At 66.8% G+C, this 13689-nt stretch carries 12 protein-coding genes and 1 pseudogene; 6 read left to right on the top strand and 7 right to left on the bottom strand.

The genetic code is table 11. The annotated features are described in order from the left end of the window. The first annotated feature begins 11 nt into the window (after positions 1-11). Both J0L98_RS15140 and ruvB read left to right on the top strand, forming a co-directional pair. On the top strand, positions 12-1103 hold the full coding sequence (locus J0L98_RS15140) for an AI-2E family transporter (protein WP_296412608.1): 1092 nt from the start codon (positions 12-14) through the stop codon (positions 1101-1103). Then, complete coding sequence (ruvB, locus tag J0L98_RS15135) at positions 1100-2173, top strand: Holliday junction branch migration DNA helicase RuvB (RefSeq protein ID WP_296412607.1); 1074 nt, start codon at positions 1100-1102, stop codon at positions 2171-2173. Before J0L98_RS15140 ends, ruvB begins: the two co-directional genes overlap by 4 nt. Before the next feature lie 78 nt (positions 2174-2251). Here ruvB and J0L98_RS15130 read toward each other — a convergent pair whose 3' ends face one another. The 5 genes from J0L98_RS15130 to J0L98_RS15110 all read right to left on the bottom strand — a co-directional run bounded on the left by J0L98_RS15130 (position 2252) and on the right by J0L98_RS15110 (position 6178). Beyond that, positions 2252-2773 (bottom strand): hypothetical protein, encoded by a 522-nt coding sequence (locus J0L98_RS15130; RefSeq protein ID WP_296412606.1) that lies wholly within the window; start codon positions 2771-2773, stop codon positions 2252-2254. 125 nt (positions 2774-2898) lie between these two features. Further along, the gene (locus J0L98_RS15125) at positions 2899-4083 is read right to left on the bottom strand and encodes a class I SAM-dependent methyltransferase (protein WP_296412604.1); all 1185 of its coding nucleotides are present in this window, start codon (positions 4081-4083) and stop codon (positions 2899-2901) included. 161 nt (positions 4084-4244) lie between these two features. Beyond that, positions 4245-4895 (bottom strand): DUF484 family protein, encoded by a 651-nt coding sequence (locus tag J0L98_RS15120; RefSeq protein ID WP_296412602.1) that lies wholly within the window; start codon positions 4893-4895, stop codon positions 4245-4247. Between the two features lie 33 nt (positions 4896-4928). Next, positions 4929-5768 carry a diaminopimelate epimerase gene (dapF, locus tag J0L98_RS15115; RefSeq protein WP_296412601.1) on the bottom strand — a complete coding sequence of 280 codons (840 nt, stop codon included), beginning with the start codon at positions 5766-5768 and terminating at the stop codon, positions 4929-4931. After that, entirely contained in the window at positions 5765-6178 is a 414-nt protein-coding gene (locus tag J0L98_RS15110; protein ID WP_296412600.1) for a CoA-binding protein, read from the bottom strand. Before J0L98_RS15110 ends, dapF begins: the two co-directional genes overlap by 4 nt. Positions 6179-6267: 89 nt before the next feature. Between J0L98_RS15110 and sppA the strand changes: the two genes are divergently transcribed. Next, positions 6268-8100 (top strand): signal peptide peptidase SppA, encoded by a 1833-nt coding sequence (sppA, locus tag J0L98_RS15105; protein ID WP_296412599.1) that lies wholly within the window; start codon positions 6268-6270, stop codon positions 8098-8100. A 160-nt stretch (positions 8101-8260) separates the two neighbouring features. Here the strand turns inward: sppA and J0L98_RS15100 are convergent, their stop codons facing one another. Together J0L98_RS15100 and J0L98_RS15095 are read right to left on the bottom strand one after the other, a co-directional pair. Continuing rightward, positions 8261-8599 carry a DUF2782 domain-containing protein gene (locus J0L98_RS15100; protein WP_296412598.1) on the bottom strand — a complete coding sequence of 113 codons (339 nt, stop codon included), beginning with the start codon at positions 8597-8599 and terminating at the stop codon, positions 8261-8263. Positions 8600-8644: 45 nt separating this feature from the next. Further along, positions 8645-9370: a TIGR00730 family Rossman fold protein gene (locus tag J0L98_RS15095; RefSeq protein WP_296412597.1), complete on the bottom strand. Its 726-nt coding sequence runs from the start codon at positions 9368-9370 to the stop codon at positions 8645-8647. A 58-nt stretch (positions 9371-9428) separates the two neighbouring features. Between J0L98_RS15095 and polA the strand changes: the two genes are divergently transcribed. From polA to J0L98_RS15080, 3 genes and pseudogenes are all read left to right on the top strand, one after another. After that, on the top strand, positions 9429-12158 hold the full coding sequence (polA, locus tag J0L98_RS15090) for a DNA polymerase I (protein ID WP_296412595.1): 2730 nt from the start codon (positions 9429-9431) through the stop codon (positions 12156-12158). A 31-nt stretch (positions 12159-12189) separates the two neighbouring features. Continuing rightward, on the top strand, positions 12190-12714 hold the full coding sequence (locus J0L98_RS15085) for a DUF2242 domain-containing protein (protein ID WP_296412594.1): 525 nt from the start codon (positions 12190-12192) through the stop codon (positions 12712-12714). A 161-nt stretch (positions 12715-12875) separates the two neighbouring features. Beyond that, positions 12876-13637 (top strand): annotated as a pseudogene (locus J0L98_RS15080) (lytic murein transglycosylase); the annotation flags it as partial. Positions 13638-13689: the final 52 nt, after the last annotated feature.

The raw sequence follows: 13689 nt of genomic DNA, 5'->3' as shown, positions 1-13689 counted from the left end.
ACCTCGCCCCCATGACACCCCGACGCACTGCCCAGCTGGCCATCACGGCCGTGCTGCTCCTTGGTTGCGCCTTCGTGCTCAGCCCCTTCTTCGCGGCCATCCTGTTTGCTGGCACGGTGTGCATCACCACCTGGCCCCTGTACCAGTCCCTGTTGCGGCATCTGCGCGGGCGGGAGGGGCTGGCGGCGATCACCATGACCCTGCTGCTGACGGCGGTGCTGCTGGTACCGATGATCGGGCTGACGGCCTCCCTGACCGACTCGGCGGTGGACCTGGTGGACTACATCCGCGCCCAGATCGAACAATCCGACGGCCGTCCGCCGGCCTGGCTGAAGGATATCCCGGTGGTGGGGGCAGACCTTGACGCCTACATCCGCAAGCTCACCCACAGCCAGGTGGAGATGCGCAAACTGGCGCTGCAGGCGGTGGAGCCGGCGCGCAAGTTCGCGCTGGGCCTGGGCGGGCTGGTCGGCCAGGGGCTGCTGCAGATCTCGCTGGTGCTGTTCATCGTCTTCTTCCTGTACCGCGATGGCGCGCGCATCCAGGCCCAACTGGAGAACGGCGCGGCGCGCCTGGGCGGCGAGCTGTGGGGCGAGCTGCTGGAGCTGGCGGGCAACACCGTCAAGGCGGTGATGATCGGCATCGTCGGCACCGCGGCGGCCCAGGCCCTGGTGGCTCTGGTGGGCTTTCTGATCGCCGGCGTGCCCGGCGCGCTGCTGATGGCCGCCGGGGTGTTCTTCCTGTCCCTGGTGCCGGTAGGCCCCCCGCTGATCTGGGGTGGCGCGGCCTTTTGGCTTTACCAGCAGGGCGAGAGCGGCTGGGCCATCTTCATGGTGCTGTGGGGCGTGCTGGCCATCAGCTCGGTGGACAACTTCCTCAAGCCCTTCCTGATCAGCCGAACGGCCAGCCTGCCCATCCTGCTGATCGCCCTCGGGGCCTTCGGCGGGGTGCTGGCCTTCGGCTTCATTGGCATCTTCCTCGGCCCCACCTTCCTGGCCCTCGGCCAGGCCCTGTTCGTCAGCTGGACAGCCAGCCGGCCCGTCGAGGCCGCCAGCGAAGCCCTGAGCGATGCGCAGGAAGACGCCCTGGAGCACCAAGCATGATCCAGACCGACGACATCAAGGGCGGCGCACCCGACCCTTCCGCCCGCCTCATCACCGCTCAACGCACCAGCAACCAGGAGGAAGCCCTGGAGCGGGCCCTGCGCCCCAAGCGCCTGGCTGATTACGTGGGGCAGCAGAAGATCCGCGACCAGCTGAGCATCTTCATCGAGGCGGCTCGCAAGCGCGGCGAGGCCCTGGACCACGTGCTGCTGTTCGGCCCCCCGGGCCTGGGCAAGACCACCCTGGCCCACATCGTGGCCGCCGAAATGGGGGTCAACCTGCGCCAGACCTCCGGCCCGGTGCTGGAGCGGGCCGGCGACCTGGCCGCACTGCTCACCAACCTGGAGCCCCACGACGTCCTGTTCATCGACGAGATCCACCGCCTCAGCCCGGTGGTGGAGGAGATCCTCTACCCGGCCCTAGAGGATTTCCAGATCGACATCATGATCGGCGAAGGCCCGGCCGCCCGTTCGGTGAAGCTGGACCTTCCGCCCTTCACCCTGGTGGGCGCCACCACCCGCGCCGGCATGCTCACCAACCCCCTGCGCGACCGCTTCGGCATCGTCTCGCGGCTGGAGTTCTACACCGCCAAGGAGCTTGCCTACATCGTCAGCCGTTCCTCGCGCCTGCTGGACGTGGAGATCGACGACACCGGTGCCTTCGAGATCGCCCGCCGCGCCCGGGGCACACCCCGCATCGCCAACCGCCTGCTGCGCCGGGTGCGGGACTACGCCGAGGTGCGCGCCGACGGCCGCATCACCGCCGAAGTGGCCGACCTGGCCCTGACCATGCTGGACGTGGATCACCTGGGCCTGGACCTGATGGACCGCAAGCTGCTGGGGGCGATGCTGGAGAAATTCGGAGGCGGCCCGGTGGGGCTGGACAATCTGGCCGCTGCCATCGGCGAATCGTCCGACACCATCGAGGACGTGCTGGAACCCTACCTCATCCAGCAGGGCTACCTGCAGCGCACGCCGCGGGGCCGCATGGCCACGGCGTCGATCTGGCAGCACTTCGGGCTGAAGGCGCCGGGGCAGGGTGGACAGCTATGGGACGAAGGCGCGGGCTGACGCGCGGGATGAATCCGACCCGCGGGAGCGTCGTGACCCTTGTTGGGTCACTGGCATCACCTCGCCCCGCGGGGATGCCTACCGGACGGTGGACGGGTCTTGCGAAGGGCCGGCAATCAGGCGGACCCTATCGGCCGTGCTGAGGAAGTCGGCCAGATTGTCCTGGTCGAAGGGTTCCAGGCACAGGTTGGCGGCCTTGGCCGTGATGGTCAGGCCGCCCTTTATGTCGCGAGCAATCCAGCCCAGCTGGATCAGGTGGCTGACCTTGCGGCGCACGGTTTCACGGGGGATACCGGTGGATGAACTGATGGAGAAGGCGTTGCAGGGGCGCAGGGGCAGCTTGCCGAAGCCATCGTCGCTGCAGCGGATCGCCGCCAGGGACTGATCGTCCAGCCCAAGGCCGCTGACATTGTAGAGACCCACCTCACCGAGCACGATGGGCAGCAGCAGATCCCCCTCGAAGGCCGCATAGAGGCGAACCATGTAGCGCAGGTTGTAGCGGGACAGCAGCAGGGCGGCGATGCGCTGCTGGCGTCGTGCCGGGACCCCGGGGTCGTCGTCGGCCATCGTGGCCGAATCGTGGGGCTGCGGGGTGTTCATCTGTATCTCCGTGGAAGGACAGGAACAGGTCAAAGTCACAACTTTTAACCGTTCGTAATTCCTCCGGAGGATACACATCTACGCCAATTTTTACGCCTGGATGACTACCCGCTTTGAGCACTTGCTCACACTTGGCAGGCCAGCCCCTTCAGATACTCGCCTTCGGGCACGGCCAGACCAATGGGGTGATCCGGCGCTGCAGAGAGACGGTGGAGGATGCGGGCCTCCACGCCCACATCGGCCGCCGCACTGGCAACGATCTTCTGGAACAGCTCGTGCCCGATACCACCCGAGCAGGAGTAGGTCATCAGGATACCCCCCGGATTGAGCAGGCGGAAGCCCAGCAGGTTGATGTCCTTGTAGGCGCGGGCGGCCCGCTCGGCGTGGGCCGCCGACGGAGCGAACTTGGGCGGATCGAGGATGATCAGGTCGAACTTGCGCCCTTCGGTCTTGAAGCCGCGCAGGGCCTGGAACACGTCATCCTCGCGCCACTCCGCGCGGCTCGCGTCGAGCTGGGGGTTGTGGGCCAGGTTGCGCGCCGCGGTGACGAGGGCCGGGCCGGACGAATCGATGGAGATCACGCTCTTTGCCCCGCCGGCCAGGGCCTGCAGGGAGAAACCGCCGGTATAGCAGAAGCAATTGAGCACATCCCGGCCGGCCGCCAGCTGCCCGGTGAGCAGGCGGTTGTCGCGCTGGTCCAGGTAGAAGCCGGTTTTGTGGCCGCTGACCACGTCCACCTCCATGCGCACCCCGTTCTCGACGATGGTCAGCAGCTCGGGCAACGCGCCGTAGGCCAGGCCGGTGACCGGGCCGAGGCCTTCGAGCTTGCGCACATCCGAATCGGAGCGCTCATAGACCGTGCTGCAGCCGGTGGCCTGGACCAGCCCGGCGACGATGGCATCGCGCCACTTGTCGGCCCCGGCGCTGGTCAGCTGGACCACCACCACCGGCCCGAAGCGGTCGGCGATGACCCCGGGCAGACCGTCCGACTCCCCGTGGATCAGGCGCACCCCATCCTGCCCCGCCAGCCACGGATGCGCCGCCCGACGGGCCACCGAGGCCGCCACCGCACGTTTGATGAAGGCATGGTCGATGGACTGCTCCGGGTCGAAAGTCCACACCCGCGCCCGGATCTGCGACTCCGGCGACCACGCCGCCCGTGCCAGCGGCTTGCCGCGGGAGTCCATCACCAGCACCGTATCCCCCGGCCGCGCCCGGCCCTCGAGCCGATCCACCGAACCCGCGAAGATCCAGGGATGCCGCCGCACCACGGTACGGTCACTGCCAGGTTTGAGAATCAGATCAGCCATGGGGAAATCACCAAACTTCTAGAATAAGGAAGCGCCACACATTCGAGGTGCGCAGAAAGCGTAGCGAGCAGGTCGAGGTTGCGCCGAGAAGCGCAGCCGTACTCGAGTACGGCGAGCATCGCAGGCGCAAGATCGGCCTGCGCAGTAGCTTTATGCGCGCCTCAGCCGAGTTGACGGCGAAGGATGTGGGAAACCATATCGCCGATGCGCGTCACGTAGAGCGTACCCATCTCGGGATAGAAGCGCTCCGGGTCTTCGCTGCCCATGGCCAGCAGGCCGAAGGTCTGCTCGTCCCGGCGCAGGGGCACCAGGGCCACCGAACGGATCTGCCGGCCATCGGGCCCGAACCAGTTGGTGATCTCCTTGATGGCCGGCGCGCCGCAGTAGGGCTGGACCAGATCGCCGGTGAAGAAGCGCACCTCCTCACCCACCGGCAGGAACTCGGGGCCGCTGCGCGACAGCACGCTGTTCCACACCCGGAAGGCCACGTGGGGCACCGCGAAGTCTTCCTTGAGGTGCACATACACCGCGGTGCGGATCGATTCGAAATCCTCCGCTTCCAGCAGGGACAGGCTCAGGCGATGCACTTTCTCGCTGATGGCGTCATTCTCCTCGCCGAAGGACAGCAGCTCGGCGAACTTGTCTTCCAACTGGGCAATGCGGTCGCGCAGGGCGATCAGCTGCCGCTCGGTAAGGGAGATTGCCTGCCCGTTGTGCGGATGGGTCACCGTCAGGTCGGTCAACAGGGTCGAGTTCCGGTCGAAGAAATCGGGGTTTTCCTGCAGGAACTGGATGACGTCGGAAGGATTCATGGCGGGGCCGAAGGAGGGTGAGGCGGGAGAAGATCAGGGAAGGGTCAGGGTGCCGCTGAATACGGTGACCGCAGGGCCGGTCATCATCACCGGGGTACCGATGCCGTTCCAGGCGATGCTGAGCTCACCGCCGCGGGTTTCGACGGTGACCGGCGACACCACCAGCTCGCGCAGGATGCCGGCCACCACGGCAGCACAGGCACCGGTGCCGCAGGCAAGGGTTTCACCGGCACCGCGCTCGAAGACGCGCAGGCGCACACGGTGCGCATCGACAACCTGCAGGAAACCGGCATTGACCCGGGCCGGGAAGCGCGGGTGATGCTCGATGAGGGGGCCCTGCTCGGCCACCGGGGCGGTATCCACATCGGCCACCACCTGCACGGCGTGGGGGTTGCCCATGCTCACGGCGGTGATCGCCACAACCGTGCCGGCCACATCGAGGGGCTGCACCCAGGCCTCGGAATCACTGACGAAGGGCACATCGGCCGGGTTCAGCACCGGCACGCCCATGTCCACGGTCACCGAGCCGTCGGCCTCCAGGCGCGGGGTGATGATGCCCTTCTTCGTCTCGACACGGATCTCGCGCTTGTCGGTGAGGCCCTGATCGAAGACGAAACGGGCGAAGCAGCGGGCGCCGTTGCCACACTGCTCCACCTCGCCGCCATCGGCGTTGAAGATGCGGTAGCGGAAATCCACGCCCGGCGCCTGGGCGGGCTCAACCACCAGCAACTGGTCGCAGCCCACCCCGAAGTGGCGGTCGGCCAGATAGCGCACCTGAGCCTCCGTGAGCCGGATGTCCTGACGCACGGCGTCGATCATCACGAAATCGTTGCCGAGGCCGTGCATCTTGGTGAAGGCAAGTGTTGTGCTCATAGGACCAGTTCCATGTAATCGCGCCACACGCAGCGGTCCATCACTACAGTGATGCCGGCGGCCCGGGCGCGTTCGGCAGCCGCTTCGTTGATCACGCCATCCTGCAGCCACAGGCGCTTCACACCGAGGGCGATGCATTCGTCCACAATGGGGTCGATCTGGTCACCGGCACGAAATACATCCACCATATCCACCGCAAAGGGAATCTCGGAGAGGCGCGCCCAGGCTTTTTCACCGAGAACTTCGGCAACTGCCGGGCGAACCGGTACGATGCGATACCCGAAGCCCTGCATCGCGCGGGACACCCGGTAGCTGGGGCGATCCGCGCGCGGTGACAGGCCGACGACGGCAATGGTCTTGGCCTCCTGCAGCAGGCTGCGGATCTGGTCGGGAGAGGGATTGGCAAACATGGCGGGATTCTACCGGATTGGCGGTGCCCGCAAACCTTGTAGGCGGCAGTGGACCGCCTGGGGTCGCAAGACCCATTCTGGAGAATGTGATGGATCGGAATGCACGGCCGGGTGTCGTGAGAAGTGTTGTGGGTGGGTTGTGGCGGGCGATCGACCGCTTCCGGCAGATCAGCCTCAACCTGTTGTTCATTGCAGTGCTGGTATTTCTCGTGGCCGGCTGGCTCGCCGCCCGGCCGACCCCCCTGCCCACCAATGCCGCGCTGCTGATCGCGCCCAACGGGCAGCTGGTCGAACAGCGGACGGTGCGCAGCGCCATGAGCGTGCTGCAGGGCGGCGACGGAATTCGCCAGATCCTGCTGCGCGACGTGGTGGACGCGATCCGCGCCGCCGCCACCGACCCCCGCATCACCGCCCTGGTGATCGAGGCCGACGGTCTGGCGGGCACCGGCCTGCCCAAACTGCAGGAGATCGGCACCGCTGTGGCCGAATTCCGCAAGTCGGGGAAGAAGGTTTATACCCACGGCAAGAACTTCAACCAGGTCCAGTACCACCTGGCCGCCCAGGGGGATGAAGTCTTCGTGAGCCCGGACGGCTACGTCTTTCTTTCGGGTTTCGGGCGCTTTCCCACCTACTTCAAAGGCCTCTTCGATCAGGTCGGGGTGAAGATGCAGATCTTCCGCGTGGGCACCTACAAGTCCTTCGTGGAACCCTATACCCGCAGCGACATGTCACCGGAAGACCGGGAGTCCACCCGGGACTACCTGGACGCCGCATGGAAGGCCTATCAGGCCGACATCCTCGCCGCACGCCCCAAGACCGCCCCGCACCTCGCCCGCTATGTGGGCGACACCTCGGCCCTGCTGGCTGAATCCGGTGGCGACGCCGCCCGCATGGCCCTCACCGCCGGGCTGGTGGATGGCCTGAAGACGGCGGACGAATGGCGCGACTACCTCAAGACCACCCTGGGCGCCGGTGACGAGGGCAAAGGCTACAGGCACGTGGACATGGGCACCTACATCGCCCGGGTGCGCGAGGAACGGAGCCCGCCCGACGACAAGGTCGGCGTGGTGGTGGCCCAGGGCGCCATCGTGGACGGCGACCATCCCCCCGGCGTGGTGGGCGGCGACACGGTGGCGGGGCTGATCCGCCAGGCCCGCGAAGACAATTCCGTCAAGGCTGTGGTGCTACGGGTGGACAGCCCCGGCGGCAGCGCCACCGCCTCCGAGATGATCCGGCGCGAACTGGAACTGACCCGCAAGGCGGGCAAGCCGGTGATTGTCTCGATGGGGTCGGTGGCGGCTTCCGGCGGTTACTGGATCAGCATGTCCGCCGACGAGGTATGGGCCGGGCGCAGCACCATCACCGGATCCATCGGCATCTTTGCCATGCTCCCCGACCTGTCGGGCCCCATGAACAAGCTTGGCCTGACCGTGGACGGCGTGGGCACCACCCCCCTGTCCGGTGGCCTCGACCCGCGCCGGCCCCTCGACCCCCAGGTGGCAAGCGTACTTCAGCAGGGTATCGAGTTCGGCTACAAGCGCTTCATCGAACTGGTGGGCAAGAGCCGCAAGATGGACCTCGCCGCCGTCGACCAGGTGGCCCAGGGCCGCGTCTGGCTGGGCAGCCAAGCCAAGGAGAAGGGGCTGGTGGACAAACTTGGCGGTCTCGACGAAGCCATCAAGGCCGCCGCCAGCCGCGCCAACCTCAAGGACTACGAAGTCAGCTACGTGGAAAAGCCCCTCTCCCCACGGGACCAACTGCTCTCCAAGCTGCTCGACAACGGCGAGGACACCGAGGGCGCCCGGGCACGGGTGTCACTGGTGGACAGCACGCTGGCGAAAATCCGCAGCGAACTGGAAGGCCTCGCCCTGTGGAACGACCCGGGGCACATGTATCTGCACTGCCTGTGCGAGGCACCCTGAGCCCTTGTGAAGAAGCCCTCAGTTTGACGGTCGGTACGGACTCTCCTGTGGGGGAGACTTCAGTCGCCCAGCGCACGCTAAATCACCGGCATGCCCTTGCCCGAAGTCCGCGGGCGACTGAAGTCGCCCCTACACGTCTTGCCAACGCAGCCGGTGTACCCTACCAGCGCTTGATCACCCACTTGGGCACACGCACACCGCTGTCCTGGGCGTCGCGGCGGGTGAAGTCTCCGTTGCCGACGTCGTCGTAGAGGTAGTAGGGCACGCCGCCGGGCGGGGTGACCTTGACCATGTAGAGCTGCCCATTGACCCGGTATTCCTCCACCGTGTCCTCACCCTTCTTCGTGATCGTGACCTGGGGCTCGGTGGCCTGATCAAGCTCCATGCCCGGCGGCGGGGGCGGCGGTTCGGGCAGGGGTTCGAGCTTGGGGGGCTGCTGGGCCCAGGCCGGGATGGCGAGGGCGAACAGCAGGGCTGAAATGTAAGGTGCGCGGGGCATTTTGATCTCCTGGCTATGCCGCGATTGTAACCCTTCGCCGTCCGGCTACAGGTTGAGCATCAACTCGTGCTCCTCGGGCAGGGGCAGGAAGCCGCGGCTCTGGTAGTGGTCGAAGATCGCATCCACCACCTTCTCCGGTTCGTCGATCACCTGGATCAGGTCAAGGTCGTCCGGGTTGATCATCCCTTCTTCCACCAGCCTGCCCTTGAACCAGTCGATCAGCCCGCGCCAGAAAGGTTCGTGCACCAGGATCACCGGGATCTTGCGGCTCTTGCCGGTCTGGATCAGGGTCATCGCCTCCAGCAGCTCGTCGAGGGTGCCGAAGCCGCCGGGCATCACCACGTAGGCCGTGGCGAACTTGACGAACATGAACTTGCGCGCGAAGAAGTGCTGGAAGGTCTGGGAGATGTCCTGGTAGGGGTTGGCCTGCTGCTCCATGGGCAGCTGGATGTTGAGCCCCACGCTGGGTGACTTGCCGAAATAGGCGCCCTTGTTGGCCGCCTCCATGATGCCGGGGCCGCCTCCGGAGATCACCGCGAAGCCCGCATCGGAGAGCAGGCGGGCGATGCGCTCGGTCTTGGTGTAGTAGGGATGGTCGATGCGGGTGCGGGCACTGCCGAAGATGGACACTGCCGGGCGGATGGGCTTGAGCCGCTCAGTCGCCTCGACGAACTCTGCCATAATCCCGAAAATCCGCCACGACTCCCTGGCCGTGAAATTCTGGGCCGCCGTGCTCGGCGCCATCCGGGGAAGTTTGTCTTTTGCAGTCATTGTTTTTCTGATTGAGGAGTGCGGGAGGCCCGGCGTGCCCGGCCCTCCCCGATTACCCATGCCGACCCTGCTGCTCGTCGACGGTTCCAGTTACCTGTACCGCGCCTTCCATGCCCTGCCCGATCTGCGCAACTCGGCGGGCGAGCCGACCGGGGCCGTGCGCGGGGTGCTGTCCATGCTACGTCGCCTCGAATCCGACTACAAGGCGGAGTATCGGGCCTGCGTCTTTGATGCCAAGGGCAAGACCTTCCGGGACGACTGGTTTCCCGACTACAAGGCCCAGCGCCCGCCCATGCCGGAGGATCTGCGCGCCCAGATCGAACCCCTGCACGAGGCGGTGAAGGCAGAGGGCTGGCCCCTGCTGATGGAAGAGGGCGTGGAGGCCGACGACGTGATCGGCACCCTCACCCGCCAGGCCGTGGAGGCCGGCTGGGACGTGGTGATCTCCACCGGCGACAAGGATCTGACCCAGCTCGTGCAGCCCGGCGTGCGCTGGGTGAACACCATGAGCGAGGAAGTGCTCGACGAGGCCGGCGTTACCGCCAAGTTCGGCGTGCCGCCGAATCTCATTGTCGACTACCTCACCCTGATCGGCGATACCGTGGACAACGTGCCCGGCGTGGAAAAGTGCGGCCCCAAGACCGCCGTCAAATGGCTCACCGAGTACGGCAACCTGGACAATCTGGTGGCCAGCGCCGACAAGGTGGGGGGCAAGGTGGGCGAGAACCTGCGCAAGCACCTGGACTTCCTGCCCCTGGGCCGCCGGCTGGTCACCGTGGTCACCGACCTGCCCCTGCCGGTAAAGCCCGCCGACCTGCTCGCCCGGGAAGACGACAAGGAGGCCCTGGCCGCCATTTATCGGCGCATGGAGTTCAAGAGCTGGCTGAAGGAGCTGGAAGAAGGCGTTCATCGCCCCGCCCCGGCGACGGCTGCGGCAGGCGAGGCCCCGGCCATCGAGGCCCAGGGCGAACCCGGCGCCCACCGCAGCGGCTACGAGACCCTGCTCGACTGGGCCGCCTTCGACGCCTGGCTGGCCAGGATCTCCACCGCCGAACTCACCGCCTTCGACACTGAAACCACTGGCCTCGACCCCATGGTGGCCACCCTGGTGGGCATGTCCTTCGCCACCGTCGAGGGCGAGGCGGCCTACCTGCCGTTGGCACACCACTACGCCGACGCCCCGGCCCAGCTACCCCTGGCCGAGGTGCTCGACAAGCTGCGCCCCTGGCTCGAATCCGACGCCCACCTCAAGCTCGGCCAGAACCTCAAGTACGACGCCCACATCCTGGCCAACCATGGCATCGCCCTGGCCGGCATCTTTGATGACACCCTGCTCGAGTCCTACATCCTGGAGAGCGACAAGTCCCACGACATGGACTCCCTGGCCAGCCGCCACCTGGGCATCAAGACGCTTACCTACGCCGAGGTCTGCGGCAAGGGCGCCAAGCAGATCGGCTTTGGCGAGGTGGACCTGGCCCGGGCCACCGAGTACGCCGCCGAGGACGCCGACATCACCCTGCGCCTGCATCGCAACCTGTCGGCCCAGCTGGCCCCCGAACCGGCCCTCCTCGCCCTCTACCGGGACGTGGAGCTGCCCACCGCCCGGGTGCTCTTCGAGATGGAGCGCAACGGCGTGCTCATCGACGACTTCCTGCTCGCCCAGCACTCCGAAGAACTTGGCCGCCGCCTGCACGAACTGGAGCTGCAGGCCCATGAACTGGCCGGCCAACCCTTCAACCTGGGCTCCCCCAAGCAGCTCGGCGAGATCCTGTTCACCAAGCTGGGCCTGCCGGTGGTCAAGAAAACCGCCACCGGCCAACCGTCCACCGACGAAGACGTGCTCTCCCAGCTGGCCGACGACTACCCCCTGCCCAAGCTGCTGCTCGAGCACCGCAGCCTGGCCAAGCTCAAGAACACCTACACCGACAAGCTGCCGCTGATGGTCAACCGCAAGACCGGCCGCGTGCACACCAGCTTCAGCCAGGCGGTGGCCGTCACCGGGCGCCTCGCCAGCACCGAGCCCAACCTGCAGAACATCCCCATCCGCACGCCCGAAGGCCGCCGCATCCGCGCCGCCTTCATCGCCCCGGCCGGCCACAAGATCGTCTCGGCCGACTACTCTCAGATCGAACTGCGCATCATGGCCCACCTGTCCGCCGACCCGGGCCTGCTGAAGGCCTTCGCCGAAGGTGAAGACGTGCACCGGGCCACCGCCGGCGAGATCTTCGGCGTCACCCCGCTGGAGGTGAGCAGCGAACAGCGCCGCTACGCCAAGGTGATCAACTTCGGCCTGATCTACGGCATGAGCGCCCACGGCCTGGCCAAGAACCTGGGCATCGACCGGGTGGCTGCCGCCAACTACATCGAGCGCTACTTCGCCCGTTACCCCGGCGTGGCCGCCTACATGGAGCGCACCCGCCTGGAAGCCAAGACCAAGGGCTACGTGGAGACGGTGTTCGGGCGCCGCCTGCACCTGCCGGACATCCGTGCCCAGCAGGTGGGCCGCCGCCAGGGTGCCGAGCGGGCCGCCATCAACGCGCCCATGCAGGGCACCGCCGCCGACCTGATCAAGAAGGCCATGATCGCCACCTCGGCCTGGCTCAAGTCCAGCGGCGTCAAGTCAAAGCTGATCCTGCAGGTGCACGACGAACTGGTGCTGGAAGTGCCGGACGACGAAGTGGCGCTGATCCGCGAGCAACTGCCAAGACTGATGGCCGGCGTGGCGCAACTTTCCGTGCCCCTGGTTGCCGAAGTGGGCGTCGGCGTCAATTGGGACGAAGCCCATTGAGCCCCAAACCGGACCTGAATACCCCGCCCCCATGCACCACCGCTTTACCGTTTTCCTGCTGAGCTTCGCCCTTGCCGCCTGCAGCAGCCTGTCGCCCAAACCCAAGGACGAGAGTTACAAGCTCGAGAACTTCGCCCCCGACTCGCCCTATGAGCAGTCCTTTGAGATCAGCCCGGCGGCGGCCTGCGAAGCGGGCCGGCGCGCCCTGCTCAGCCAGGGCTACCTGATCGACGACAGCAAGGTGGACTCGGTGCGCGCCCGCAAGTATTTCCAGCCCGACCGCAGCACCCAGGTCCAGCTCACCTTCAGCCTGTTCTGCCTGGCAGAGGATCAGGGTGAGACCAAGGGTGCCGCCGTTTACGCCAACGTGCGTCAGGTGCGCGAAGAGCTCAAGGCCGGCTCCGCCAGCACCGGCCTCAGCGTCACCGGCATCGGCTCCCTGTCCCTGCCCTTCGGCGGCAACAACGAATCCCTGGTCAAGGTCGGCGAGGAAACCGTCACCGACGCCGAGTTCTACGGGCGCTTCTTCGCCCTCATGCAATCCTTCATCCGATGAAAAAACCCAGCTTTCCCACCCCCCATGCAGGCAGCCCCCTCCCTGCAGCGGCGACACGTAGGGGCGACTTCAGTCGCCCATCCGCGCGCGATACCGGGCGCCGTTCGTTGATCAACGTCCGCGGGCGACTGAAATCGCCCCTACAGGGGGTGGCCCTGGCCCTGTTCCTCGCCTCGGCGGCCCACGCCGCCGACACCCCCGACCCCGCCCGCTTCGCCCCCTGCGTGGCCGAGCTCAAATCCGGCGCCCTGGCCCGGGGCGTGTCCGGTGCCGGCTACGAGCGCCTCACCGCCAGCCTGCAGCCCGACCTGAAGGTGCTGGACTTCCTCGACTACCAGCCCGAGTTCCGCACCCCCATTTGGGACTACCTCTCCGGCCTGGTGGATGAAGAGCGCGTGGCCGACGGCCAGGCCATGCTCAAACAATGGGGCGACACCCTCAAGGCCGTGGCCGCCCGCTACAAGGTCGACCCGGCCACCGTGGTCGCCGTGTGGGGCGTGGAGAGCAACTTCGGCCGCAACTTCGGCAGCCGCCCCCTGCTCACCTCCCTATCCACGCTGTCCTGCTACGGACGCCGTCAGGCCTACTTCCGTGGCGAGTTCTACGACGCCCTGAAGATCGTGGACGCCGGCGACGTGAAGGCTGAGCAGCTGGTCGGCTCCTGGGCCGGCGCCTTCGGCCACACCCAGTTCATGCCCTCCACCTTCCTGCGCCTGGCCGTGGACTTTGACGGCGACGGCCGCCGCGACCTGGTGGGCAGCATCCCCGACGCCCTCGCCTCCACCGCCAACTTCCTCAAGAAGGCCGGCTGGCGCGAAGACGAGGTGTGGGGCTTTGAGGTGCGCCTGCCCGCCGGCTTCGACGCCAGCGGCGCCGGCCGGCGCCAAAAACAACGGCACAGCCATGCTGACCTGGGCCTCCTTCGTGGACAAGCAGTGGCAGGTACAACTGCAGTATGTGCGTGACCTGAAGGTC

Origin of the sequence: Zoogloea sp., assembly GCF_017302315.1 — a bacterium.
GTDB lineage: Bacteria > Pseudomonadota > Gammaproteobacteria > Burkholderiales > Rhodocyclaceae > Zoogloea.
This window is presented reverse-complemented; position numbering and strand designations above follow the sequence as displayed.

Coding starts and splice junctions, on each gene's coding strand:
- J0L98_RS15130 (WP_296412606.1), bottom strand. CDS start 2,773: ATGAACACCCCGCAGCCCCACGATTCGGCCACGATGGCCGACGACGAC.
- J0L98_RS15100 (WP_296412598.1), bottom strand. CDS start 8,599: ATGCCCCGCGCACCTTACATTTCAGCCCTGCTGTTCGCCCTCGCCATC.
- dapF (WP_296412601.1), bottom strand. CDS start 5,768: ATGAGCACAACACTTGCCTTCACCAAGATGCACGGCCTCGGCAACGAT.
- J0L98_RS15095 (WP_296412597.1), bottom strand. CDS start 9,370: ATGACTGCAAAAGACAAACTTCCCCGGATGGCGCCGAGCACGGCGGCC.
- polA (WP_296412595.1), top strand. CDS start 9,429: ATGCCGACCCTGCTGCTCGTCGACGGTTCCAGTTACCTGTACCGCGCC.
- J0L98_RS15120 (WP_296412602.1), bottom strand. CDS start 4,895: ATGAATCCTTCCGACGTCATCCAGTTCCTGCAGGAAAACCCCGATTTC.
- J0L98_RS15110 (WP_296412600.1), bottom strand. CDS start 6,178: ATGTTTGCCAATCCCTCTCCCGACCAGATCCGCAGCCTGCTGCAGGAG.
- J0L98_RS15140 (WP_296412608.1), top strand. CDS start 12: ATGACACCCCGACGCACTGCCCAGCTGGCCATCACGGCCGTGCTGCTC.
- ruvB (WP_296412607.1), top strand. CDS start 1,100: ATGATCCAGACCGACGACATCAAGGGCGGCGCACCCGACCCTTCCGCC.
- J0L98_RS15125 (WP_296412604.1), bottom strand. CDS start 4,083: ATGGCTGATCTGATTCTCAAACCTGGCAGTGACCGTACCGTGGTGCGG.
- sppA (WP_296412599.1), top strand. CDS start 6,268: ATGGATCGGAATGCACGGCCGGGTGTCGTGAGAAGTGTTGTGGGTGGG.
- J0L98_RS15085 (WP_296412594.1), top strand. CDS start 12,190: ATGCACCACCGCTTTACCGTTTTCCTGCTGAGCTTCGCCCTTGCCGCC.